Below are 23,220 nucleotides of genomic sequence, written 5' to 3' on the forward strand. Positions count from 1 at the left end.
ATGCTGCTATTAGATTTGCATCCGCATTATTTCTTGATAAGCCTCGATCACTTTATTGCGGACTTGTGAGGTGAGCTGCAAGCCGAGTTCTGCCTGCTGTGAGGCAACCATTACTTGCGATATATCCACATTGCCTAGTAAGTATTGATCTGTCATCGTATGTACGTTCTTCTCTTGTGCACTGACACCATCCAATGCGTTCTTCAGGAAATCGCTAAACGATTTCGTCATATCCGAAGCGGAAGCAGTCGGCGCATTTACATCAGTCTTCTCTATACCCGAATCAAAAAGTTTCACATTTTGCGATTGCAGCATATTCAATGACAATGGGTTAATCAATGGTATCCCTCCGCTTTATCTCTGTTTATTTACCGATCTCCAGCGCTTTCATATACATCCCTTTCGTTGCGTTCAATGCCGTAACATTGGCTTCGTAAGATCTTGAAGCGGAGATCATGTCTACCATCTCTTTCAGCACGTCGACGTTAGGCATTTTTACATAACCGTTCTCGTCAGCGTCAGGATGGCTCGGATTATAAACCAGCTTCGATGGCGTCTGATCTTCGATGATCCGTGATGCCTTAACGCCCGGAGAAGATGCTTTGCCGTTCAACTGTCCGTTTAGTACGTCGGCAAATGATTTCGCATTCGGTTCCAGAACGACCAATTTACGTTTGTAAGGTTCATAACGACCATTCACAAAATTCGCTCTCGTCGTTTCGGCATTCGCAATATTCGAAGAAATAACGTCCATACGGAGCCGCTGAGCAGTCAAAGCTGATGCACTGGCATCAAATCCGTTGGTTAATCTCATACTCAAGCTCTCCCTTCAATGCCTAATCTCATCATTTTCACTTCATGATTTATCTGTTGAACATAGTAATTGTAGTTCAATTGATTTTTTGCAAGAAGCGACATTTCTCGATCAATGTCGACATTGTTTATGTCGTTGTTCATCACGCTTGATTCGTCCGTGATGATTCGAGCCCCTGGAACAGCGGATGAAGCACCGATCGGAATATGACGAGCATTCGTTCTTTTTCCATTAATTTGGAAGTTATTACCGCCCATGCTTTGCTCCAGCAATTGTTCGAAAACAACTTCAGAGCGCTTGAATTTCGGCGTGTCTACATTCGCTATATTGTTGGAGATGATGCGTTGGCGCATTTCTGCAGCATTCATAGCACCCTGTAATCGACTGAATTCCGGGCCATTCAACAGGTTCACTGAAAAACCCCACTTTCCATTCTGTGTAATATATTTAATTCAACAGAATCCCTCTCATTCCTCCTTCTTTCGACAAAGAATTATTAAAAATATGAGAGAGTTGTGTCGAAGTTTTCCGTCAAGTTAATCTTCCTCACTTTCCTAATTTATTACAATAAGAAAAAAGCCCTATCTTTGTCGAAGATAGGACCTTGAAATGGGATTATTGTACTGGTTTATGAATGATTTTGTAATGTAACTGTCTAATATTTTAATTTTTGTTCTTTTTTAGCTCCTGGAGAAGCTGGGTATTTAGTATACGAATGTAAGTTCCTTTCATTCCCAATGAACGTGTTTCGATCACGCCGGCACTCTCCAATTTCCGAAGCGCGTTGACGATAACGGATCTGGTAATCCCAACCCGATCTGCAATTTTGGATGCAACGAGAAGCCCTTCTTTGCCATCCAATTCTTCGAAAATATGCTCGACCGCCTCAAGTTCACTAAACGAGAGTGAGCCCACTGCCACAGCGACAACCGTGCGGCTTCTTGCCTCTTGTTCAATTTCCTCTGCTCGTTCACGCAATATCTCCATGCCCACGATTGTACTTCCATATTCTGCCAAAATTAACTCGTCATCTCCGAACGGCTCCGCATTGCGCAGCAAAATCAAAGTACCGATACGCTCACGGCCGCCGACGATCGGAACTACCGTCATCTTGCGCTGCCCGGCCATCATAGGGAACGACTCGCTGATCCCTTCATCCGGAGCGACATTATTGACAGTTTCTTGCATATTCATAAACCGCTCATTGCTTTCGATCGAAAAACGCAAATCTGCGACAGGCAATGCACGCAGCTGTTCATGCTGGAACGGACCAACCGCCGCGCAGCCCAATACTTTACCTTTGCGGCTTACGACGAACACGTCGGCTTGAATCGTTGTGCAGAGCACCTCTGCCATTTCACGAAAATTGAGCGCTCCGCCTGCCGCACGCTGCAGCAGACGGTTAAGCGTTCTTGTTTTTGCCAATAAAATCATTAACTTATGCCCCCTACTTTCCTTACCGATCCTTTACAGTATATATTGACTTAAATCGCGATTTTTCGCAATGCTGCCTAATTTCTCGCGGACGTACTCCGGAGTGATTACCAGCTCTTCGAGAGAAAGCTCAGGCGCTTCGAAGGATAAATCCTCAAGCAGCTTCTCCAGAATCGTATGAAGGCGTCGCGCGCCAATATTTTCCGTATTTTTATTTACTTCCGCCGCAATGGATGCAAGCTCGCGAATGGCTTCATCGGAGAAGGTAATTGTAATCCCTTCCGTTTCGAGAAGCGCTGTGTATTGTTTGGTCAATGCATTTTTAGGCTCGGTTAAAATCTTTACAAAATCTTCCAAAGTCAAATTCGTCAATTCCACCCGGATCGGGAATCGTCCTTGAAGCTCCGGAATCAAATCGGATGGTTTAGCCATATGGAAAGCACCGGCAGCAATAAACAGGACATAGTCTGTTTTTACCGGGCCGTATTTTGTCATCACGGTAGATCCTTCAACGATCGGCAATATATCACGCTGCACGCCTTCACGGGAAACGTCGGGTCCCGACCCTCTTGAAGAGCTGGCAATTTTGTCAATTTCGTCTATGAAGATAATGCCCGACTGCTCTGCTCTGCTAACGGATTCGGTGATAACATCATCCATGTCGATTAGCTTGTTGGCTTCTTCCTGCGTCAGCGCTTTGCGGGCTTCCTTAACAGGCAGCTTCCGTTTCTTCGATTTCTTCGGCATCAATTGCCCGAACAGCTCTTGCATGTTCGCGCCCATGCCCATGCCTTCATTGCCTTGTCCTGCAAGCATATCCAGCATATTCGGCGAGTTATCCTCTACCTCGATTTCAATCATCTCGTTCTCAAGCTTACCCGCTGCGAGCTGTTCCTTCACTTGCTTGCGTCGTTCGAGTACGGAAGCGGACTCTTCCGGCTCGACTTCCGGCTCTTTCGAGCCTTGCGTGCTGCCAAAGAGCATTTCCAGCGGATTCTTCTGGCTTTTCGGTTTAGCCGCGGACGGCACAAGCAGAGTAACGATGCGCTCATTCGCCTGTTTCTCCGCTTTATCTTTAACCTTCTCGGTTCTTTCTTGCTTAACCATCCGAATCGACGTTTCAACGAGATCACGAACCATTGACTCTACATCACGGCCTACATAACCGACTTCAGTAAACTTGGTTGCTTCCACTTTAACGAAAGGTGCATTGACCAGTTTCGCCAATCGTCTTGCAATCTCTGTTTTACCGACGCCTGTAGGTCCGATCATCAGAATATTCTTAGGAACAATTTCGTCTCTGATAGCTTCATCAAGCCGACTTCTCCGATAACGATTGCGCAGTGCTACCGCTACCGATCTTTTGGCCGGCTTCTGGCCGACGATATATTTATCAAGCTCCGTCACAATTTGCTTCGGTGTCATAGCTTCATTTGTCATTTCCGATCCCTCCAAATGAGTCCGTAGTAAAAGCTTAAATTAGCCTATTTCTTCCACAATTATATTTCGGTTCGTGAACACGCAAATATCGGCTGCGATCTCAAGTGCGGATTTCACCATATCCTTCGCTTCGAGCTGAGGCGCATGCTGATGGAGAGCACGTGCTGCTGCAAGCGCGAAGCTGCCGCCTGATCCTATGGCCAAAATACCATCATCCGGCTCAATAATCTCGCCGCCGCCGGAAATAAGCAGTAAGCCCGTCGCATCCATAACGATCATCATCGCTTCGAGTTTACGCAGTACCCGATCAGAGCGCCAATCCTTCGCTAGCTCCACCGCAGCCCGTTGTAAATTGCCGTGATGCTCCTCTAATTTACCTTCAAACTTCTCGAAGAGTGAGATCGCGTCGGCTACCGAACCGGCAAAACCGGCAATAACCTGCCCACGGTACAAGCGGCGTACTTTCTTCGCATGGTGCTTCATAACCATACTATTGCCGAACGTCACTTGCCCGTCGCCTGCAATAGCACCTTTCCCATTATGCCGAACCGCACAGATCGTTGTCGCATGAAATTGCATTTCCATCATTTATGACCTCCTAAAAGTCTCGCATGCGCGAAACTGCTTCGTAAGGATAGGATTAAGTTTCGCTAAGAACATCATCTTCAGATAACGATAACAATACTACTTCGTTAGAATAGCTTGAGTTTTGCAAAAACTCCTAATAGATGAGAATCTGTTTATGCAAAAAGGAAGCAGCGGCCGAGGAATCGATCGAAGCCGCTGCTCTTTTGCCTGTTCTGGTTGTATCGTTACTCTGTGACCGTTTCCGCTTCTACCGGGGCAGGCTCAGCCGGATAACCAAGCTGCTCTTCTTTAAAGCGAGCCAACTGTTCTAACGCGCGATTGGCAATCGCATCGTTCTTATCCTTCTTGCTGCGCATCCGCTTCTCAAGCGGCGGGAATAAGCCGAAATTCGCATTCATCGGCTGGAAATGCTTGAAGTCGGCCGTTGTGATGTACTGCGCCATACTGCCGAGCGTTGTGTCCGGAGGGAAGACAAGCGGTTCTAAGCCGCGAGCCAATCGGCCTGCATTTAACCCGGCAATCAGACCCGAAGCAGCGGATTCAACATAACCTTCAACTCCGGTCATTTGACCGGCGAAGAATAAGTTGTCACGGTTTATGGTTTGATAGGTAGAACGAAGCAGTTTCGGTGAGTTGATGAACGTGTTGCGGTGCATAACCCCGAAACGAACAAACTCCGCATTTTCCAATCCCGGAATCAAGGATAGAACCCGCTTCTGTTCACCCCATTTGAGATGAGTTTGGAAGCCGACCAAATTGTACAGCGTACCTGCTGCGTTATCTTGACGAAGCTGAACGACGGCGTGAGGCAGCTTGCCGGTATGCGGGTTAATTAGACCAACAGGCTTCATTGGGCCAAACAACACCGTTTGCTTACCACGGCTGGCCATGACCTCGATCGGCATGCAGCCTTCGAAATATTGCTCTTTTTCAAACTCTTTCACTTCGGCGGTCTCAGCCGTTGTAAGAGCTTCATGGAAACGCTCAAACTCTTCTTCCGTCATAGGACAGTTGAGGTAAGCCGCTTCGCCCTTATCATAACGTGAAGCTAGGTAAACCTTCGTCATATCAATGGAATCTTTCTCCACGATTGGAGCAGCCGCGTCATAGAAATAGAAATATTCTTGACCTAACAGCTCTTGAATTTGGGCGGATAAACGCGGCGCCGTCAGAGGACCTGTCGCAATTAAGACGATGCCCTCAGTCGGAATTTCCGTCATTTCTTCCGTCCGCACGTCAATCAGAGGATGCTCCTTCAAAATTCTCGTCACATCGCCGGAGAAGCCGTCACGATCAACGGCAAGCGCACCGCCTGCTGGAACTGCGTTACGATCCGCGCAATCCAGAATCAAAGAGTTCATTCTGCGCATCTCTTCTTTAAGTACACCGACCGCGTTAGCCAGCCCGTTTGCACGCAAGCTGTTGCTGCATACCAGTTCGGCGAAATTATTCGTATGGTGAGCCGGCGTCTTAGTCGCCGGTCTCATCTCGTAAAGCGTAACAGGCACTCCTTGCGAAGCGATTTGCCAAGCAGCCTCGCTGCCCGCAAGACCTGCGCCGATGACTGTCACACGTTGTAATTCTGACAATGAACTTACCATCCTTTCAATCTTAACCTTCAGCCGGTTCTTGCTCCTCAGGTACCTCTTCATTATATTCACACTGCGTGCAGGCCAGCTTCGCGCCGCTGCGATTCCGCTTCTCTACCATTAAGCTGTTGCATTGCGGACATGGCTTAGTAGTCGGTTTATCCCATGACACGTAGTCGCAGCCAGGGTACTGATCACAGCCATAGAAGAAACGTCCCTTCTTACTGCGGCGCTCAATGATTTTCCCTTCCGCGCATTTCGGACAAGGAACACCGATATCTTTGACAATCGGCTTCGTATTGCGGCAATCCGGGAATCCGGAGCAAGCCAGGAACTTGCCGAATCGGCCCATTTTGTAGACCAAATGACGACCGCATTTCTCGCAAAGCTCATCGGATATTTCATCCTGCAGCTCAACTTCCTTCATCTCGTCCTCAGCAACCTCAAGCCGCTTCTCGAACGAGGAGTAGAAATTAGCCAGAACCTTAACCCAATCTTCTTTTCCGTCTTCCACATGGTCAAGGTCATCCTCCATGTGCGCGGTAAACTCGGCATCAAGGATTTCCGGAAAAAACTCTTCCATCATTTGAATAACCAGCTCACCAAGCTCCGTCGGAATGAATTTCTTCTCTTCGATGGCCACGTATCCGCGCTTTTGGATCGTTTCAAGCGTTGGTGCATACGTACTCGGACGCCCGATGCCCACTTCCTCCATCATCCGTACAAGACGCGCTTCGGAATATCGCGGCGGCGGCTGAGTGAAATGCTGCTTCTGCTCAACGGATTCCGTGCCGACAACATTTCCGGTCGCCAGAGGCGGGAGGAATTTCTCTTCGTCCGTCGTGCCATCATCGTTGCCTTCGACGTAGATTTTCATAAATCCATGGAATTTCACTTTGGAACCTACAGCCCGGAACACAGCGCCGTTACCGACATTAAAGTCGACGGTCATCGTATCCAGCACGGCCGAAGCCATCTGACTGGCAACGAAACGCTCCCAAACAAGCTTATACAGCCTGAATTGATCACGACTCAGATACTCTTTCATCGTGTCCGGATCACGAAGCACGGATGTTGGACGAATCGCTTCATGCGCGTCCTGAGCGTTGCTGTTCTTCTTCACATAAACACGAGGCTGTTCCGGTGCGAAGGCAGGACCATATTTCTCTTCGATATAAGCCTTCGCTTCCTCTTGAGCGATAGTCGAGATGCGAGTCGAATCCGTTCTCATATAAGTGATGAGACCGACTGTCCCTTCCTTGCCAAGGTCAACCCCTTCATAAAGCTGCTGGGCAACCGACATCGTCTTGGATGCGCGGAAACCAAGCTTACGCGCCGCTTCCTGTTGAAGCGAGCTTGTAATAAACGGAGCTGCAGGGTTACGCTGCCGTTCCTTCTCCTTCACTTCGCTGACGGTGAAAGCGGAAGAACCCATGGCTTGCAGCACCTCTTGAACATCCGCTTCGTTACCAAGCTCGCGCTTGCCGCCGTTAAGAGAATGATATTTCGCTTCGAAGGTGGTAGAGCCTTGCTTCAATTGAGCTGTAATCGACCAATATTCCTCAGGAACAAAGGCATCGATCTCATTCTCGCGATCGATAATCAGCTTCACGGCTACGGATTGCACCCGTCCCGCTGACAGCCCCTTCTTCACTTTCTTCCACAGCAGCGGGCTGATCTTATAACCAACCAGACGGTCTAGTATCCTGCGCGCCTGCTGGGCGTTTACAAGATCCATATTAATCGGTCTCGGTGTTTTGAAGGCGTCTTTCACGGCCTGCTTCGTAATCTCATTAAATACCACTCGGCAGGAGTCGCTCTCATCTATCTCCAGATAGTGTGCCAAATGCCACGCAATCGCTTCACCCTCGCGATCCGGGTCAGCTGCGAGATAGACTTTTTTTACTTTTTTGGAGGCGTCTTTTAATTCTTTCAGGACGCTCCCTTTTCCACGAATCGTTATATATTTTGGGTTAAAATCATTTTCGACCTCTACACCGATCTGGCTCTTCGGTAAATCTCGGATATGACCCATCGATGCTTTGACGATGAATTTACTCCCTAGATATTTACCGATTGTTTTCGCCTTTGCCGGTGACTCGACGATGACAAGTGAATCTGCCATTGATGCGCCCTCCTCTCCAATGCATGCTACATTACACTATATATGGAACCTGGATGCTGTTCAATCTTCCGTTTTATAGATAAATTTATCAGAACTGAATGCAAAAGTCCAAAAGGAAAGGATGAAAGCTCATGCATACGGTCAATTGATAGAGGACCATCCTGTAACAATCGAAGTAAAACAACTTCATTCTCATCCAAATCCTCGGCTTGCAATTCAGAGTTTAAACCTGCTTGCGCCTTCGAAATTTCCAATGCCGGGAGAAGTCCTTCATAGTCCTCCAAAATATCTTGCACCGAGGTGATTAGCTTAGCGCCTTGACGAATCAGCCCGTTGGTCCCGGCACTCTTCGGTGAAGAGATCGGACCCGGAACGGCAAATACATCTCGCGACATGTCCAGTGCTTGGTCGGCGGTTATCAAGGACCCGCTTCGTTCAGCGGCTTCCACGACCACAGTGCCTAAGGATAGTCCGGCTATGATGCGATTGCGCAGCGGGAACAAACCGGGATGAAACGGAGTGCCTGGGGCTACCTCCGAAATGACTACACCTTTTCTCACAATTTGCTCATAGAGTCCTCGGTTATCTAAGGGATATATACGATCCACCGGGGTGCCTAATACGGCAACAGTGCTTCCAAAGCCCTCCAGCGCGCCTTCGTGGGCTAATGCATCTATTCCCCTCGCCATCCCGCTAATGACGGTCAATCCTCGCTCAGAGAGCTTCCTAGCTAGGTCTGAAGCTGTTTTGCGGCCATAAGCTGTCGGTCCTCTTGTTCCTACGATAGCGATCGCATGTCGATGCAACAGCTCTACACGTCCGATTGCGTATAGGATCCAAGGAGGCTGAGGCATTTCACGCAATAGTTTCGGATAGCTGTCATCGAACCACGTGATGACTTGAATGCCGTGCTTCGACATCCGAGCCTGACGTTCTTCCACTTCTACCGTTGAAAACGCATTTGAAATCGCCGTTGCCTGATCCGGCTTTAAACCGACTGAAGAAATCCATGCTTCGGGCGAGAATCGTTCGTATAACCGCCACTCCCCATACTCCACAGCCTTGCGAATCGAGTGCCAGCCTACCCCCGGTGTCTCATGCAACGTGAGCAGTATTTCTCGTTCTTGAATGTATTCCTTCATTAATAATGCACCGTCCTTTCAAAATGACGGCTCGCATTCTCCCTTATTGTGACCGTGCGGCAAAGAGAATGCAAGCCAACTGCTCTGAATAATAAAAAAAAAAGCAACCCTCCGAAAGCCCATAGGGGGCTAATCGAAAGGTTGCTTACCTTTATTTGAAGCTATAGTAGTGTTGCTAAGCTTTTAGTGCGTTTTGCATTTGTCCAGCATGCCGCGCTCTTCCAGAACACTAACAAGGGTAGAACCCATTTCGGAAGGCGTAGGTGCTACGCGAATGCCGCATTTCTCAAGCGTTGCGATTTTCTCAGCTGCAGTACCTTTGCCGCCGGAAATAATCGCACCGGCATGTCCCATCCGTTTGCCCGGAGGTGCAGTTGCGCCGCCGATGAAGCCGACAACCGGTTTCTTCATGTTTGCTTTAACCCACTCTGCCGCTTCTTCTTCAGCAGAGCCGCCGATTTCACCAATCATGATGACAGCGTAAGTATCCGGATCTTCATTGAACATGTTCAAGATATCAATGAATTCCGAGCCTTTAACAGGGTCGCCGCCGATACCTACTGCGGAGGATTGACCGATTCCGCGAGTAGTCAGCTGATGTACAGCCTCGTAAGTGAGCGTTCCGCTGCGGGAAACGACGCCTACATGGCCTTTTGTATGAATGTAGCCCGGCATGATGCCGATCTTGCATTCACCCGGCGTGATAACGCCCGGACAGTTCGGTCCGATCAGGCGCGTTTTACGGCCTTCCATGTACCGCGTTACTTTAATCATGTCGATTACCGGAATACCTTCTGTAATACAGATAACCAGATCCAGCTCTGCATCTACAGCTTCCAAGATGGAATCTGCCGCGAATGCGGGCGGAACATAAATAACGGACGCTGTAGCGCCTGTTGCGGCAACAGCGTCAGCAACCGTATTGAATACAGGAAGCGAAACTACTGATCCGTTATCTAGTGTAATGTCAACATTGCTTCCGCCCTTGCCGGGCGTAACTCCGCCAACCATTTGGGTACCGTATTCCAGGGCGCCCTTCGCATGAAACAACCCTGTGGCACCAGTAATACCCTGGGTAATGACTTTTGTGTTTTTGCCTACCAAAATGCTCATCGAAACTCACATCCCCTAAATGAATTCGTATGCCGCGTAAAGTGCGACAATTAAGTCTTACTTTACTAGCGCGACGATTTTTTGTGCACCGTCGGCCATGGAGTCTGCAGCCACGATGTTTAGTCCGGATTCGTTCAACATCTTCTTGCCCAGTTCCACGTTAGTGCCTTCCAAACGAACTACGAGCGGACGGTCAAGACCGAGCTCTTTAGCCGCTGAAATAACACCGTCTGCGATGATATCGCATTTCATGATACCGCCGAAAATGTTAACGAAAATGCCCTTCACCTTCTCATCGGAGAGGATGATTTTGAACGCTTCCGTAACTTTCTCTTTGGTCGCACCGCCCCCTACGTCCAGGAAGTTAGCAGGGTCGCCGCCGTAGTACTTGATAATATCCATTGTCGCCATTGCGAGACCTGCGCCGTTAACCATACAGCCGATGTTGCCATCGAGTGCGATGTAGCTCAGATCAAACTTGGACGCTTGAATTTCCTTCTCATCCTCTTCATCCAAATCACGAAGCTCTAAGATGTCTTTATGACGGTACAAGGCATTGGAATCGAAGTTCAGCTTGGCGTCAAGCGCCATAACGTTGCCGTCGCCTGTTACGACGAGCGGGTTGATTTCTGCAATCGAGCAGTCTTTCTCTACGAAAGCCGCATACAGAGATAACATGAATTTAGCCGCTTTGCCGACCAATTCGTTAGGGATGTTGATCGAGTATGCCAGTTTACGCGCTTGGAATACTTGAAGCCCGACCGCTGGGTCGATCACTTCTTTGAAAATCTTCTCCGGCGAGTGCTCAGCAACTTCTTCGATCTCCGTGCCGCCCTCTTCGGATGCCATCATGACGATCCGTCCGGTTACGCGGTCAACAACAAGACCGATGTAGTACTCTTTCTTGATGTCGCAGCCTTGCTCGATAAGCAGGCGCTTCACTTCTTTACCTTCAGGACCCGTTTGGTGGGTAACGAGAACTTTGCCCAGAATTTGGCTAGCATAAGTGCGAACCTCATCCAAATTTTTGGCAACTTTAACGCCGCCCGCTTTACCGCGGCCGCCTGCATGAATTTGCGCTTTTACAACGACAACCGGTGTGCCCAGCGCTTCCGCTGCTGCCACCGCTTCATCGACAGAGAACGCCACTTTACCTTCCGGTACGGCAACCCCATACTGCTTAAGCAGTTGTTTACCCTGATACTCATGGATATTCATTGACGAAAATCCTCCTATCCGCAGTCAAATCCTACGTATGTACACAAAACCATAAGTATTGTAACACGTTTCGTCATGTGTTTCCTATTTTTTTAGCCTAAAAAGCCATCTTTTTTGATATTAGTTTCATCTCATATCGATATGGAATTGATGAAAAACAGTCATCTTGGAGATGCAATGGCTAAAATAAGGATTACTTGACTAGTATTGCCTAAGTTTAACAAAATATTGACACCAAACATATGTTCTTGTATCCTGTAAATAACCATTTATTTAGGAGGTCGCTGGATGAATACCTATTCCGGTCTACTATCAACATTCCAATCCCTAATTCCGTTCGCCAATTCTCTTCGCTCTTTGCCGGAAGAGGTGTGGAGCGCTCCGCTTCAGCCCGACAAATGGTCCACCCGCTCCGTAATCGGCCATATCATGTTGTGGGATCGACACTTTCTGCAAGAAGCAATCCGTCCGATTGCCGAAGGCAGACCGCTGACACTTCGACACTCGGATTTCGATACGTTTAATCGCCATGCTGCCGCCTATGCGGAATCGATCGACAAAGAGCAGCTGCTCGCAGAATGTATGTTCGTTCGAGAAGAGCTGTGGAAGCTTCTGATTTCCCTATCTGAAGAGAAACTGGAAATGGATTTTACCGATGGAGATGGGAACCCCTTTACGATTCACCATTATTTGGATGACTTCGTCTCTCATGACCGGCATCATTTAGACGAAATCGATCGATTCATCGCAGGGTAATTCGATCCCGTTGACAGCTGTTTTGCAGCTGAGCTATGATTCGAATAGAGCATTGCTTACATACGGACTTGTGAGGAAGCACCTTCATCCGACTTATTTGGTGGAGGTGTTTTTTTGTTATGTATACTCAAATTTGCAGTGGCAGCGTTTATGGTGTGGAAGGCAAATCAATCGCAGTGGAAGTTGATATTTCGAATGGCCTTCCCCAAGTCAATGTAGTCGGACTGCCGGATCCGGCCGTAAGGGAGTCGATCGAACGTGTTCGAGCAGCAGTCAAAAACTGCGGATTCACCTTTCCGATGGAACGAATTACGGTCAATCTTGCGCCGGCAGACCTTCGCAAAGAAGGCACTGCCTTTGATTTGGCTATAGCTGTAGGCGTTCTTACCTCTAGTGGACAGCTGAAAAGCAAATGGTTTGAACATGTATTGGTGCTCGGGGAACTGGCTTTAAACGGTGAGCTCCGGGCAATCCCGGGCGTGCTTGCGATGGTCGAGCAGGCTCGCTTGAGCGGCATCACCAACGTGCTGTTGCCAAAGGCCAATGCTGCTGAAGCCGCTTGTATTGGAGGTATGCGGCTGTTTGCTGTTTCTCATTTGCGAGAGTTAAGCGAAGCGAATGCGGATGAGCGTTCATGGGAACAGCTTCGATATGATGGTTATTCAGAGAAGCGCTATAAACTGAATTCCAGAGAGGCAGTCTACGGTGACTATGGGGATGTGCTGGGGCAGCATCATGCGAAGCGCGCCTTGCTTATCTCGGCGATTGGCAATCACAATGTACTTCTCTCGGGACCTCCGGGGACAGGCAAGACCATGCTCGCAAGACGACTTCCGGGTATTATGCCCCCGCTTGGCGAAGAAGAAGCCTTGCAGGTTACGAAGATATATAGTGCAGCCGGTAAGCTGCCGAGCGGCATTCCTACATTAATGAGAGAACGTCCTTTTCGCAGTCCGCACCATACGATTTCATCAGCCGGTTTGATTGGCGGCGGGTCTATTCCGAGACCGGGTGAAGTCACCCTGGCGCATCGAGGACTGTTATTTCTAGATGAACTGCCGGAGTTTTCACGCGCGTCACTTGAAGTGCTTAGGCAGCCGCTCGAAGACCGGGAAGTAACAATTGCCAGATCACGCGCAGTGTTCCGATTTCCGGCTTCTTTTCTCCTTGCCGTCTCCATGAATCCTTGCCCATGCGGTTACTACGGACATGACACTGACGAACATCGCTGTGTATGCAGCGAGTTAGTCCTGGCACGTTACCGTGCGAAGATTTCCGGCCCTCTTCTGGACCGAATTGATATGCATATTGAAGTACCCAGACCACCTAAGACGGAGGGTCTGACCAACGGCATGACATCTGCACAGATGAGAGAAATTGTACTGGCGGCCACCGAGCGCCAGCAAGCCAGAATAACAACCAGCCATCCAGGGCGTTCATTATCGGAACTCGCAGGCGCATCTCTTCGTAAAGCCGTTCATTTAACGCGAGAAGCCGAGCAACTGCTTCGCGTAGCGTTCGATACTCTCGGTGTCAGCTTACGTGCGCATGATCGGATACTTAAGCTTTCTCGCACGATCGCTGATCTGGATTCCAGCGACCTCGTAGACAGCCAACATGTCGCCGAGGCGATCGGATATCGGAGTCTCGATCGCAAGCTTCATGCGTTGTAGGCGTATTGATAGAAGAAAGAGATGGCCAGGGCCATCTCTTTTTTGTCAGGTGTGAAATGATGGTTTAGAAAGCGGATTCGATATGTTTGAGTTCGGTGACCTGATATGGTGCGAGTGATTCTCCCTGAACAGCTACAGCGGTAATGGCAATGACATCAAAGCGGAGCGCGGTATGATGCAGCTTATTCATGGACACATAAACCTCTGCTATGGACCGGACTTGCAGCTGTTTACGTATATCGACCGATTCGACAGCTGTGCCGAACCTGCCGCCTGCTCTACGTGTCCGTACCTCAACTATGACTAGTACGGATTCCGATTTCGCTACAATGTCTAGTTCCCCCATACGACATCGCCAATTCCGATGGACGATCGCATATCCCTGTTCTTTCAAGTATCGAACTGCTTCCTCTTCACCGAACTTGCCGATCGCTTGTCTCGTATCGGTTCCGGTCGTGCGGTTATTCACTCTCAATCTTTGCTTCCTCCCGCCTTACGATCCGACCGATAAACAAACGACAAGATCTCCGCAACCAGCGTATACAGCTCTGGCGGTACTTCCTGATCCAGGTCCAGCTTCGACAACACTTCGACAAGAGAGGAATCCTCTTGGATCGGTACCCCGCTTTCAGCCGCTTTGTCCAGAATAGCTTCTGCCATCTTACCGCGGCCTTTGGCTACAACGACCGGAGCATTCCGCTCTCCCCCCGGCTCATATTTGAGCGCAACTGCTTTTTTATTCTGGATCAGGCCTTCAGGGGCTTGTCCGTTCTTTTCTTTCTCGTTCATACGCGGTAGTCTACTCCCTTATAAGGTCTGGTCGACCACTCGGTCGCTCCTGTTCCTACTGCCGTTGCATCAGAAGCGTTCATGCGCTCTGCCATTCTTTCCGGCATCGGGGTCGCTTTCAACGAAAGCAGCTGATAGCCGGCACGCTGCAGCGCCTCTGACAACTCGGCACGGGATGTCTCAATAAGTGAACCGGCCATCGGATGGTCATTCCATAAGTTAAGGCTGACGATTTTATCAACCACCTGTACATCAACGACGGTGTCCCCTAACGATTTCATGCGCAGATCAAACAAAAGTCTGCAATTATCCGCATCGAGCTCCCCTTTGCGGCCTCGTCTTGTTTGAATATGTACGGAAGCTGTTTGTCCCCCAGCTTGACTGTGCATCGGGATAAACATCGTCACATGTGAAAACAACGAGCTCGTCTTCTCGGGAGATAACAACAATTGCTGCCCGGTAATATGCGATACGAGCTGCTGGGCCGTGTCCCGCAGCGCCGATGGCACATCATCGGATGAAGCAAGCGTCATTAATGAGCTCTTCAGCGAATCATCGACGGCGTTCTTAACCGAACCGACTGAATCCGAAGAAGGCAGTACCGCCGGAAGCGGTGTGTTCCCCTGCTGCAACTGCGCTCGATCTGGGATCAAGCCAGCGACATTCCGATCCAGGTTTTCTTTAGGAGATGGGCTTGTCACCGCTGCATTGTTGTCTTGTCCGTTCTGACCAACTGTGACAGTTGGTTGTTTCTGCAGCTCATTCTGCTTCGTTGCTTGCTGCTGATCTTCTGTAACTGCAGCTGCAAGCAAACGCTCATGATCCACGCCCAGCCATTTCATCATCTGGCCCACCCAGTTCGCAGATGATGCCGCCGGCTGCGGCGTTGGGGCTGGAGTGCCGGCGTGCGCGACATGGTCGTGCGCTGCGGCCTCCGGCGAAGCCGGTTTGGCCGCCCCGCCGCCGGTGGCGATAGGCGGGGCGGTTGTCGGCCGAGCCGCGGGCTGCGCGCTCGCCGCAGCGGCGCCGCCAGCGCTCGGCGCGGCTGTGCCAGCCGCCGCGCCTTCCCCCGCTGCGCTGCGCGCAGCGGGGGCGGGAGCAGCAGCGGAACCCGCTGCTCCCGCCGGCCCCGGCGCCGGCTGCGCTGCGGCGCCTTGCGCGCCTTCGGCGCTCGAACCCGCCGGCTGCGCCTCGGCCAAGCCCGGCGCTGCGCGCATGAACGCTGCGCCTTCGCGCAGCAGCGTTTGCAGCTTCGCTGCAGCCGCTTGCCCCGCCGACTGCGGCTGCGCGGCTTCGCCCACCGCACCACTGTCGTCGGCGGACGAAGCGCCGCTCCAAGCGGCAAGCCCCCGCTCCAGCGACTCCAGCAGCGTATGCGCCGGAGTGCCGGAGAGCGTCTGCGCAAGCGCTCCGATCGTCGCGCTTGTCATCGGCAGGCCGCGCTTATTCGCGAGCGCGGCGGCCTTCGCCCAAACCTGCGCATCGCTGCCTTGCGGCATAACAGTCAGCGCCTGCTTAAATTGACTCGCTGTCTCGCGAGTCAGAGTGCCACCCTCACGACGCAGATCGCGCACAAGCTCCTGCGTCCATTTCTGTTCGGGCAGCCCTGACGCCTTCAGCCAATCTTTCAAACTCGCTTCATTCATAGATGTCGTTTGCTGATCGACTAACTTTAGCACGAGCGTTCCATCAACGGACTGCGGCTGCACTTGAAGCAAGGTTGATTGGCCCGGCTGCAGCGGCGTTTCTAATTTAGCTTGCACCTGTGTCCCATTTATTTGAATGACCGCTTCCTGGTCGTTTAACATCTTAACCAGAACGCCACGCACAATTTGCCCGACCTTAAGCTCCAGAGCCTTGCTATCGCCGGGCTGCACATCGCCAAGCAGTCCCTTCATCAATTGTCCGATCGATAATGTCATATCGCGACCGCTTCCTTCCCAACAAACTTCCTGTAACACCCTATCATCTGAACCGATAGTTATCCTATACCGTTATTATCGGCTCAGATGAGACGCAGATTAACGCATCCAAAAATAAAAAAACCGAACATCCCCCATTATATAGGAACGAACGGTCCAAGCGCAGCTATTCTTCTCTTGCTTTATGCATTTTGTTATTCTTCTCTTAGTATCTGCATCTCACTATTCTTTTCTCTCTACATGCATTTTGCTATTCTTCTATCACTTAATGTACTTTGCTATTCAATCACTTCAATCACCCTAAAACAACACCTGCTGCTCCATAAACAGCTTCCCCAGAAAGCTTTGACGGTGCATCGGACTTGGCCCGAGCTCCAGCAGTTTCTCCCGATGCAGCTTCGTCGCATAACCTTTATGTATCGCGATTCCATAGTCCGGGTACAGCTGATCCCATTCTCCCTTGCATAGCCGGTCTCGCGTGACCTTCGCAATAATCGACGCAGCCGCGATCGACTGGCTTCTGGCATCCCCTTTAATAATCGATTCTTGCGGGAGAGCGATATCTACCTTCTCTGCGTCCACCAACAAATAATCCGGCGGAACAGCTAGCAGTTCAACGGCTTGTTTCATCGCGAGTCGAGCTGCTTGTTTAATATTAATCGAATCAACCACGGCTGCATTCACACAAGATACCGCCCAAGCTTCGGCTTGATCCGTGATGAGCTCATACAGCTCCTCGCGTCTTTTCTCCGACAGCTTCTTGGAATCGTCAACGCCTTCAAGAATCAACCCCTCAGGCAAAATGACGGCAGCAGCCACCACATCGCCAAACAAACATCCGCGCCCAACCTCATCGATGCCCGCGATGTTCCGATACCCTTGCTCCCATAAGGGCTTCTCAAACTCCAACATCCGAATCCCCGCTCCCCTATACAAAATCCCCAGACACATCCGCCTAAGCTACCTTTTCACTACCAATATCCCATATTACAAAACAAACGGCTCCCTCACGATCAAGGCAGCCGTTCCCATTAGCAGAATGCTGCAATATGAAGCCTCGGCTTCAATCGCAAACCAATCTGATCTTTACTCAAAATCTTCCGGGGATTCAAGCGAAAGCCGGCCCAAATTACCTGCCCGCATTTCGCGCAAAATTATGCCGGACGTTTTCTCCAAATCAACGCGGCCTCCGCTAACCAGGCAGCCCCGCTTACGACCGATATCCTCCATCAAACGAACGATGTCGTCGTTGTCTTCGTAGTCCTTCGGAGGGTCCTTCAAGCCAAAACGCTCCGACAGCATCGGCCAGTAGCGTTTCGCCAGTTCTCTTACCGTGAAGAAAGCGACATCTTCGATGTTCAGCACCTGTTCGCGAATCGCGCCGGTCATGGCAAGGCGTTGCCCAACGAGCTGATCCTCGAACTTCGGCCATAGAATACCCGGTGTATCGAGCAATTCCATTTCCGTGCCGACTTTAATCCATTGCTGGCCTTTCGTAACACCCGGACGATCGCCGGTAGCCGCAATGCTTCGGCCTGCCAACCGATTGATCAGCGTCGATTTACCTACGTTCGGTATGCCAACGATGAGTCCGCGAATGGCCCGCGGTGTAATCCCTTTGGATATTTGCCGTTCGATTTTGTCATGGAGCAGTTGCTTAACCTTAACCGGTATTTCATTGACGCGTGTACCTGTAGAAGAGTCGATAGCCAAGCTTGTATAACCGAGGTCCGCAAAATAAGCCATCCATTTCTCGGTCGTGCGCGCATCCGCCAAATCCGATTTATTCAGCAAAATCAGTCTGGGCTTATTCAATAAAATATCGTCAATCATCGGGTTCCGGCTAGACAGCGGTACACGGGCATCCAAGAGCTCGATCGCAATATCGATCAGCTTGAGCTTCTCTTGGATTTCCCTTCTCGCTCTCGTCATATGACCGGGGAACCATTGAATCGTCATGTTGCTGCTTCACCTCATTTGTGTTTCACGAAAGAAATTTTATCCATCGGCCAGAAAATAATATCCGCACGGCCAACGATCTCCTTCATCGATACGTAACCGATCATTCGGCTGTCCTTACTGTTGCGGCGGTTATCCCCAAACGCAAGGATCATTCCTTCCGGGACAACATCGGTTGTAAAATTGGCATTCGGGAAATTACGGTCTGTCCCTTGGTTGTTGAAAATTTCGCCGTTTGCTTTAGCATTCTCGATCGATTCCTTTAAATACGGTTCGTCGACCTTTTTGCCGTTAATATATAAATCATCGTCTTGATATTTGACTTTATCGCCGGGAACGCCGATCACCCGTTTAATAAAATCTCTTCCCTCATCCGGGACATGAAATACGACAACTTCGCCGTGATGTGGCTCACGAATATCATAAATCACTTTGTTTACAATAAGTCGTTCCCCGGTATAGAAGGTTGGCTCCATCGACGGTCCGTCTACAATGAACGGTGCAAACAAGAAATAACGGATCACAAGCACTAATATAGCTGCAATGGCGAGTGCTTTAACCCACTCAAACACTTCTTTCTGCGCGCGGCCTCCGTTCGATCGATTAGATCTCGACTCGTTGATTGAAGGATCAACACCGTCTGCTGCAGCATGTACATGATCACGTTGATTCAGTTCGTTCGACTCTTGTCCATTCTCTTCTGTGCGGTTCTGTTGATCCACAAATTCCACCCTCTTCTATGCTGGGTCTATAGTTAGTTATGTAGGTAATCTAGTATTTTAAAAAAACGAAAAGGGACTTGTTTGCGCAAGTCCCCTCTCTTGTCGATAATTAACGAATTTCTTTGATTCTCGCAGCTTTACCGCGAAGTTCGCGAAGATAGTACAGTTTCGCGCGGCGAACTTTACCACGACGAGCAACTTCGATCTTCTCGATCTTCGGCGAGTTAAGCGGGAAAGTTCTTTCCACACCAACGCCATACGAGATTTTACGTACTGTAAAAGTAGCACTGATACCGCCGCCGCGACGTTTAATAACAACGCCTTCGAACAACTGTACACGCTCACGAGATCCCTCGATAACCTTTACATGCACCTTTAACGTATCGCCTGGACGAAAGTTAGGAAGGTCTGTACGAAGATTTTCTTGTGCAATGATTTGTAAAAGATTCATTGTAGTTTTCACTCCTTCCACCATAGACGTTCTTATAAGCTAACCGGAAACATATTGAAAACCGGATCATGGCTTCATAGCGGACCGTCCGACTTTGCAAAAGCAACATCTGAAATTATAACATATCCAAGCCCAGTACACAATAACTATTCATAAACTTTTTGGCTGGCGTATCAAAGCTCATTTTTGTTCTTTTGTTCGCGGGAACGGATCTGTTCATTCAGCCATTGCCGTTCTTTTTTCGTAAGCTCGGCAGTCTCCAGCAGCTCCGGACGGCGTTCCAATGTCCGCAGAATAGACTGCTGACGACGCCATACTTCCACGTTGGCATGATGCCCGGACATCAGCACCTCAGGCACTTCCCAATCACGGAATACAGCCGGGCGTGTATAATGCGGATGCTCCAGTAATCCGGTGCTGAACGAATCCGTTACAGCAGAGGTTTCATTGCCGAGAACGCCGGGAAGTAACCGAACGATACTATCGATCATAACCATTGCAGGCAGTTCGCCGCCGGTCAGTACATAGTCCCCTAATGAGATTTCATCTGTTACCAGATGCTGACGGATTCGCTCATCATAGCCCTCATAATGACCGCAAACAAACACAAGATGCTTGTGAGCGGACAGTTCTTCCGCTTTCTTCTGCGTATAGGGTTCACCTTGCGGACATAGCAGTATTACACGAGGACGCTCGGCGCCTTCCGGCATCAAGTCCTCTACAGCAGCGAATAACGGCTCCGGTTTCAGGACCATACCGCCTCCGCCGCCATATGGATAGTCATCGACCGTATTATGCTTATTATTCGCATATTCACGAAAGTTAACCGCATTCAGGCTGACGATTCCTTTATCCTTTGCTTTTCCAAGAATACTTGCTCCGAATACGCCATGGAACATTTCCGGAAACAGCGTCAATACGTCAATGCGCATACCGTTAGATCAGCCCTTCCATCAGGTGGACCTTAACGACTTTGTCTTTCACGTTGACATGAAGAACAACTTCATCAATGACTGGAATTAAGATTTGTTTGCCCTTTGGCTGTTGAATGACCCAAACATCGTTAGCACCCGGCACGAGGATTTCGGTGATGGTTCCAAGAATTGCGCCTTCGTCCGTAACTACGGTGCAGCCGATAATTTGATGCTGATAATACTCGCCGTCTTCAAGCTCAACAAGATCATCCTTGGATACTTTAAGCTCCCAGCCTTTGTACTTCTCGACTTGATTAATATCCTCGAAGCCCTTGAACTTTACAATATACATATTTTTATGAAATCTTGCGGAATGTACTTCAAGCTCAAGCTGCTGCTTGGTCTCAGGGTTAATTAACGTAAGCTTCTTACGCGGAGCGAAACGCTCCTCCGGAAAATCCGTTTGCGAGAAGATCTTCACTTCACCGCGAATACCGTGCGTATTCACCAGTTTACCTACAGATAGCCATTGATCCATTGTGTTCTCCTATCTTTTTCGTAATTTACCATCGAAAAAGGGCTAGGATACGTTCGTATCCTAACCCTGCTTCGATGTACGATCGCTACGAAATAATATCGACCATGACGCGCTTTTGCGTTTTGACGGCCGCCGATGTGACAACCGTCCTTAGCGCTTTAGCAATCCGTCCCTGTTTGCCAATGACTTTCCCGACATCGTCAGGATTCACGGATAACAGATAGACGGTGCCGCGATCGTCTTCTTTCACGTCGACACGTACGTCCTCCGGGTAATCCACTAAAGCCTTCGCTATGACAAGAATCAAATCTTTCATCACAATAGGCCCCCCGCATCGAGTAGTTATTTTTGAAGCTTCAGCTCATGAAGCTTAGTCATTACGCCTGCTTTGGAAAGCAAGTTGCGAACTGTGTCAGAAGCTTGTGCTCCGTCTTGAAGCCATTTAAGAGCTTTCTCTTCATCAATGTTCACTTGTGCCGGTTGTGCAACCGGGTTATAAGTGCCGATTTCTTCAATGAAGCGACCGTCACGTGGGGAACGGGAGTCCGATACAACCACACGGTAGAAAGGCGCTTTGTGCGCACCGATACGTTTCAAACGAATACGTACTGCCATGATAATTCACCTCCTTCAAAAAATTTCTAGGCTCTATATTAGAACGGGAATTTCATTCCTTTAGGAAGCATCCCTTTCAAACCCTTCATTCCGCCTTTAGGTCCTTTAGGGCCCATCATCGACGAGAACTGCTTCATCATCTTCTTCATATCATCGAACTGCTTGATCAGTCGGTTGACTTCCGCGATGGAAGTGCCGCTTCCTGTTGCAATCCGCTTACGTCTGCTGTGATTGAGAATTTCGGGCTTCTGCTTCTCGGCCTTCGTCATCGATTTCACGATGGCTTCAACGCGTCCGATTTGCTTCTCATCCACCTTGAGGTTCTTCATATCCTTCATCTTGCCCATACCGGGCATCATGTCGAGCAATTGGTCCAGCGGTCCAAGCTTACGAACCTGTTCCATTTGCTCAAGGAAATCTTCGAAGGTGAATTCCGCCGTACGCATTTTACGTTCCATCTCGGCCGCTTTCTCAGCGTCGATTGTGGAATGTGCTTTCTCGATCAGGGACAGCATATCGCCCATGCCGAGAATACGCGAAGCCATACGTTCCGGATGAAACGGCTCAAGCGGCTCAATCTTCTCGCCGGTTGCCGCAAACTTGATCGGGCAGCCTGTCACGGCTTTGACGGACAATGCAGCACCACCGCGTGTATCTCCGTCAAGCTTCGTCAGAATGACGCCTGTCAGTTCTAGCTGGCTGTGGAAGCTTTGCGCTACGTTAACCGCTTCTTGACCTGTCATCGCATCCACGACAAGCAGCACTTCGTCCGGTTTGGTTACTTCATGGATTTGACGAATCTCGCCCATGAGCGCCTCATCGATATGAAGTCGACCGGCTGTATCCACGATCACATAATCGTGACCGTTATCTTTGGCAAATTGCAAGCCTGCGCGAGCAATCTCCACCGGCGATGTTTGATCGCCGAGAGTAAAGACCGGAACACCAATCTGTTCCCCTAATACTTGCAACTGTTTAATGGCAGCGGGGCGATAAATATCGCCTGCAATCATTAGCGGCTTATGCTTGTCCTTGAGAAGAAGCTTTGCCAGCTTCGCTGTGGATGTTGTCTTACCGGCACCCTGCAAACCCGCCATTAGAATAACCGTTGGCGGTTTGTTGGACTTCGCAAGCTTCGACTGCGTTCCGCCCATAAGCTCGGTTAGTTCTTTATTTACAATGTCGACGACGACCATGCCTGGTGTGAAGCTCTTCGTGACTTCAAGTCCGACAGCCCGTTCCTTCACCTTTGCGATGAAATCCTTGACGACTTTGAAGTTAACGTCGGCTTCCAGAAGCGCCAAGCGTACTTCGCGCATCGCTTCGTTAACATCATCCTCAGACACTTTGCCTTTGCCGCGCAGTTTGCCGAATACATTCTGCAGCCTGCTGGACAACCCTTCAAATGCCATGATCGT

General features: G+C 49.7%; 25 protein-coding genes. 2 read left to right on the forward strand and 23 right to left on the reverse strand.

All coding sequences use genetic code 11. The features are described from left to right. Positions 1-9: 9 nt before the first annotated feature. From fliE to sucC, 11 genes are all read right to left on the reverse strand, one after another. Positions 10-339 carry a flagellar hook-basal body complex protein FliE gene (gene fliE / locus BM412_RS13665; protein ID WP_256256296.1) on the reverse strand — a complete coding sequence of 110 codons (330 nt, stop codon included), beginning with the start codon at positions 337-339 and terminating at the stop codon, positions 10-12. A 25-nt stretch (positions 340-364) separates the two neighbouring features. Then, positions 365-814: a flagellar basal body rod protein FlgC gene (flgC, locus tag BM412_RS13670; RefSeq protein ID WP_091218770.1), complete on the reverse strand. Its 450-nt coding sequence runs from the start codon at positions 812-814 to the stop codon at positions 365-367. 2 nt (positions 815-816) lie between these two features. Further along, complete coding sequence (gene flgB / locus BM412_RS13675) at positions 817-1,227, reverse strand: flagellar basal body rod protein FlgB (RefSeq protein ID WP_091218773.1); 411 nt, start codon at positions 1,225-1,227, stop codon at positions 817-819. A 250-nt stretch (positions 1,228-1,477) separates the two neighbouring features. After that, positions 1,478-2,248, reverse strand: coding sequence for a GTP-sensing pleiotropic transcriptional regulator CodY (codY, locus tag BM412_RS13680; RefSeq protein ID WP_091218775.1), 771 nt, complete (start codon positions 2,246-2,248; stop codon positions 1,478-1,480). A gap of 33 nt (positions 2,249-2,281) precedes the next feature. Further along, positions 2,282-3,688, reverse strand: coding sequence for an ATP-dependent protease ATPase subunit HslU (gene hslU / locus BM412_RS13685; protein ID WP_091218778.1), 1,407 nt, complete (start codon positions 3,686-3,688; stop codon positions 2,282-2,284). A gap of 39 nt (positions 3,689-3,727) precedes the next feature. Next, on the reverse strand, positions 3,728-4,273 hold the full coding sequence (gene hslV, locus BM412_RS13690; protein ID WP_091218781.1) for an ATP-dependent protease subunit HslV: 546 nt from the start codon (positions 4,271-4,273) through the stop codon (positions 3,728-3,730). A gap of 227 nt (positions 4,274-4,500) precedes the next feature. After that, complete coding sequence (gene trmFO, locus BM412_RS13695) at positions 4,501-5,877, reverse strand: FADH(2)-oxidizing methylenetetrahydrofolate--tRNA-(uracil(54)-C(5))-methyltransferase TrmFO (protein ID WP_371264783.1); 1,377 nt, start codon at positions 5,875-5,877, stop codon at positions 4,501-4,503. Between the two features lie 10 nt (positions 5,878-5,887). After that, positions 5,888-7,990, reverse strand: coding sequence for a type I DNA topoisomerase (gene topA / locus BM412_RS13700; RefSeq protein WP_091218786.1), 2,103 nt, complete (start codon positions 7,988-7,990; stop codon positions 5,888-5,890). Positions 7,991-8,016: 26 nt separating this feature from the next. Then, a complete protein-coding gene (gene dprA / locus BM412_RS13705) occupies positions 8,017-9,132 on the reverse strand; it encodes a DNA-processing protein DprA (protein WP_256256297.1) in 1,116 nt (371 codons plus the stop codon). 183 nt (positions 9,133-9,315) lie between these two features. Continuing rightward, positions 9,316-10,245, reverse strand: coding sequence for a succinate--CoA ligase subunit alpha (gene sucD, locus BM412_RS13710; protein WP_091218790.1), 930 nt, complete (start codon positions 10,243-10,245; stop codon positions 9,316-9,318). 57 nt (positions 10,246-10,302) lie between these two features. Next, the gene (gene sucC / locus BM412_RS13715) at positions 10,303-11,463 is read right to left on the reverse strand and encodes an ADP-forming succinate--CoA ligase subunit beta (protein WP_090976562.1); all 1,161 of its coding nucleotides are present in this window, start codon (positions 11,461-11,463) and stop codon (positions 10,303-10,305) included. A 288-nt stretch (positions 11,464-11,751) separates the two neighbouring features. Between sucC and BM412_RS13720 the strand changes: the two genes are divergently transcribed. Both BM412_RS13720 and BM412_RS13725 read left to right on the forward strand, forming a co-directional pair. Continuing rightward, entirely contained in the window at positions 11,752-12,219 is a 468-nt protein-coding gene (locus BM412_RS13720; RefSeq protein ID WP_091218792.1) for a DinB family protein, read from the forward strand. Between the two features lie 119 nt (positions 12,220-12,338). After that, positions 12,339-13,892 carry a YifB family Mg chelatase-like AAA ATPase gene (locus BM412_RS13725; RefSeq protein WP_091218795.1) on the forward strand — a complete coding sequence of 518 codons (1,554 nt, stop codon included), beginning with the start codon at positions 12,339-12,341 and terminating at the stop codon, positions 13,890-13,892. Between the two features lie 64 nt (positions 13,893-13,956). Here the strand turns inward: BM412_RS13725 and BM412_RS13730 are convergent, their stop codons facing one another. From BM412_RS13730 to ffh, 12 genes are all read right to left on the reverse strand, one after another. After that, on the reverse strand, positions 13,957-14,361 hold the full coding sequence (locus tag BM412_RS13730; protein ID WP_371264814.1) for a YraN family protein: 405 nt from the start codon (positions 14,359-14,361) through the stop codon (positions 13,957-13,959). A 2-nt stretch (positions 14,362-14,363) separates the two neighbouring features. Then, the gene (locus BM412_RS13735; RefSeq protein WP_091218800.1) at positions 14,364-14,681 is read right to left on the reverse strand and encodes an EscU/YscU/HrcU family type III secretion system export apparatus switch protein; all 318 of its coding nucleotides are present in this window, start codon (positions 14,679-14,681) and stop codon (positions 14,364-14,366) included. Further along, on the reverse strand, positions 14,678-16,603 hold the full coding sequence (locus tag BM412_RS13740) for a flagellar hook-length control protein FliK (protein ID WP_091218803.1): 1,926 nt from the start codon (positions 16,601-16,603) through the stop codon (positions 14,678-14,680). Before BM412_RS13740 ends, BM412_RS13735 begins: the two co-directional genes overlap by 4 nt. 300 nt (positions 16,604-16,903) lie before the next feature. Then, entirely contained in the window at positions 16,904-17,515 is a 612-nt protein-coding gene (locus BM412_RS13745) for a ribonuclease HII (protein WP_091218805.1), read from the reverse strand. 174 nt (positions 17,516-17,689) lie between these two features. Then, on the reverse strand, positions 17,690-18,562 hold the full coding sequence (gene ylqF, locus BM412_RS13750; protein ID WP_091218808.1) for a ribosome biogenesis GTPase YlqF: 873 nt from the start codon (positions 18,560-18,562) through the stop codon (positions 17,690-17,692). A 14-nt stretch (positions 18,563-18,576) separates the two neighbouring features. Beyond that, complete coding sequence (gene lepB, locus BM412_RS13755; RefSeq protein WP_338044884.1) at positions 18,577-19,284, reverse strand: signal peptidase I; 708 nt, start codon at positions 19,282-19,284, stop codon at positions 18,577-18,579. Positions 19,285-19,393: 109 nt separating this feature from the next. Continuing rightward, positions 19,394-19,735 carry a 50S ribosomal protein L19 gene (rplS, locus tag BM412_RS13760; RefSeq protein ID WP_091218811.1) on the reverse strand — a complete coding sequence of 114 codons (342 nt, stop codon included), beginning with the start codon at positions 19,733-19,735 and terminating at the stop codon, positions 19,394-19,396. Positions 19,736-19,908: 173 nt separating this feature from the next. Further along, positions 19,909-20,667 carry a tRNA (guanosine(37)-N1)-methyltransferase TrmD gene (trmD, locus tag BM412_RS13765; protein WP_091218813.1) on the reverse strand — a complete coding sequence of 253 codons (759 nt, stop codon included), beginning with the start codon at positions 20,665-20,667 and terminating at the stop codon, positions 19,909-19,911. Positions 20,668-20,671: 4 nt separating this feature from the next. Then, positions 20,672-21,187 carry a ribosome maturation factor RimM gene (gene rimM, locus BM412_RS13770; RefSeq protein ID WP_091218816.1) on the reverse strand — a complete coding sequence of 172 codons (516 nt, stop codon included), beginning with the start codon at positions 21,185-21,187 and terminating at the stop codon, positions 20,672-20,674. An 85-nt stretch (positions 21,188-21,272) separates the two neighbouring features. After that, positions 21,273-21,503 carry a KH domain-containing protein gene (locus BM412_RS13775; RefSeq protein WP_091218819.1) on the reverse strand — a complete coding sequence of 77 codons (231 nt, stop codon included), beginning with the start codon at positions 21,501-21,503 and terminating at the stop codon, positions 21,273-21,275. Positions 21,504-21,529: 26 nt separating this feature from the next. Further along, positions 21,530-21,802 (reverse strand): 30S ribosomal protein S16, encoded by a 273-nt coding sequence (gene rpsP, locus BM412_RS13780; protein ID WP_090976586.1) that lies wholly within the window; start codon positions 21,800-21,802, stop codon positions 21,530-21,532. Between the two features lie 38 nt (positions 21,803-21,840). Further along, a complete protein-coding gene (gene ffh, locus BM412_RS13785) occupies positions 21,841-23,214 on the reverse strand; it encodes a signal recognition particle protein (protein ID WP_091218822.1) in 1,374 nt (457 codons plus the stop codon). Between the last annotated feature and the right edge of the window lie 6 nt (positions 23,215-23,220).

It is taken from the genome of Paenibacillus sp. BC26 (assembly GCF_900116125.1).
Lineage (GTDB): Bacteria > Bacillota > Bacilli > Paenibacillales > Paenibacillaceae > Paenibacillus_Z > Paenibacillus_Z lignilyticus.

Coding starts and splice junctions, on each gene's coding strand:
- codY (WP_091218775.1), bottom strand. CDS start 2,248: ATGATTTTATTGGCAAAAACAAGAACGCTTAACCGTCTGCTGCAGCGT.
- trmFO (WP_371264783.1), bottom strand. CDS start 5,877: ATGGTAAGTTCATTGTCAGAATTACAACGTGTGACAGTCATCGGCGCA.
- ylqF (WP_091218808.1), bottom strand. CDS start 18,562: ATGACGATTCAATGGTTCCCCGGTCATATGACGAGAGCGAGAAGGGAA.
- sucC (WP_090976562.1), bottom strand. CDS start 11,463: ATGAATATCCATGAGTATCAGGGTAAACAACTGCTTAAGCAGTATGGG.
- rpsP (WP_090976586.1), bottom strand. CDS start 21,802: ATGGCAGTACGTATTCGTTTGAAACGTATCGGTGCGCACAAAGCGCCT.
- rimM (WP_091218816.1), bottom strand. CDS start 21,187: ATGGATCAATGGCTATCTGTAGGTAAACTGGTGAATACGCACGGTATT.
- hslV (WP_091218781.1), bottom strand. CDS start 4,273: ATGGAAATGCAATTTCATGCGACAACGATCTGTGCGGTTCGGCATAAT.
- rplS (WP_091218811.1), bottom strand. CDS start 19,735: ATGAATCTTTTACAAATCATTGCACAAGAAAATCTTCGTACAGACCTT.
- BM412_RS13740 (WP_091218803.1), bottom strand. CDS start 16,603: ATGACATTATCGATCGGACAATTGATGAAGGGACTGCTTGGCGATGTG.
- BM412_RS13745 (WP_091218805.1), bottom strand. CDS start 17,515: ATGTTGGAGTTTGAGAAGCCCTTATGGGAGCAAGGGTATCGGAACATC.
- sucD (WP_091218790.1), bottom strand. CDS start 10,245: ATGAGCATTTTGGTAGGCAAAAACACAAAAGTCATTACCCAGGGTATT.
- ffh (WP_091218822.1), bottom strand. CDS start 23,214: ATGGCATTTGAAGGGTTGTCCAGCAGGCTGCAGAATGTATTCGGCAAA.
- BM412_RS13725 (WP_091218795.1), top strand. CDS start 12,339: ATGTATACTCAAATTTGCAGTGGCAGCGTTTATGGTGTGGAAGGCAAA.
- hslU (WP_091218778.1), bottom strand. CDS start 3,688: ATGACAAATGAAGCTATGACACCGAAGCAAATTGTGACGGAGCTTGAT.
- dprA (WP_256256297.1), bottom strand. CDS start 9,132: ATGAAGGAATACATTCAAGAACGAGAAATACTGCTCACGTTGCATGAG.
- trmD (WP_091218813.1), bottom strand. CDS start 20,667: ATGCGCATTGACGTATTGACGCTGTTTCCGGAAATGTTCCATGGCGTA.
- BM412_RS13720 (WP_091218792.1), top strand. CDS start 11,752: ATGAATACCTATTCCGGTCTACTATCAACATTCCAATCCCTAATTCCG.
- BM412_RS13775 (WP_091218819.1), bottom strand. CDS start 21,503: ATGAAAGATTTGATTCTTGTCATAGCGAAGGCTTTAGTGGATTACCCG.
- BM412_RS13735 (WP_091218800.1), bottom strand. CDS start 14,681: ATGAACGAGAAAGAAAAGAACGGACAAGCCCCTGAAGGCCTGATCCAG.
- topA (WP_091218786.1), bottom strand. CDS start 7,990: ATGGCAGATTCACTTGTCATCGTCGAGTCACCGGCAAAGGCGAAAACA.
- flgC (WP_091218770.1), bottom strand. CDS start 814: ATGAGATTAACCAACGGATTTGATGCCAGTGCATCAGCTTTGACTGCT.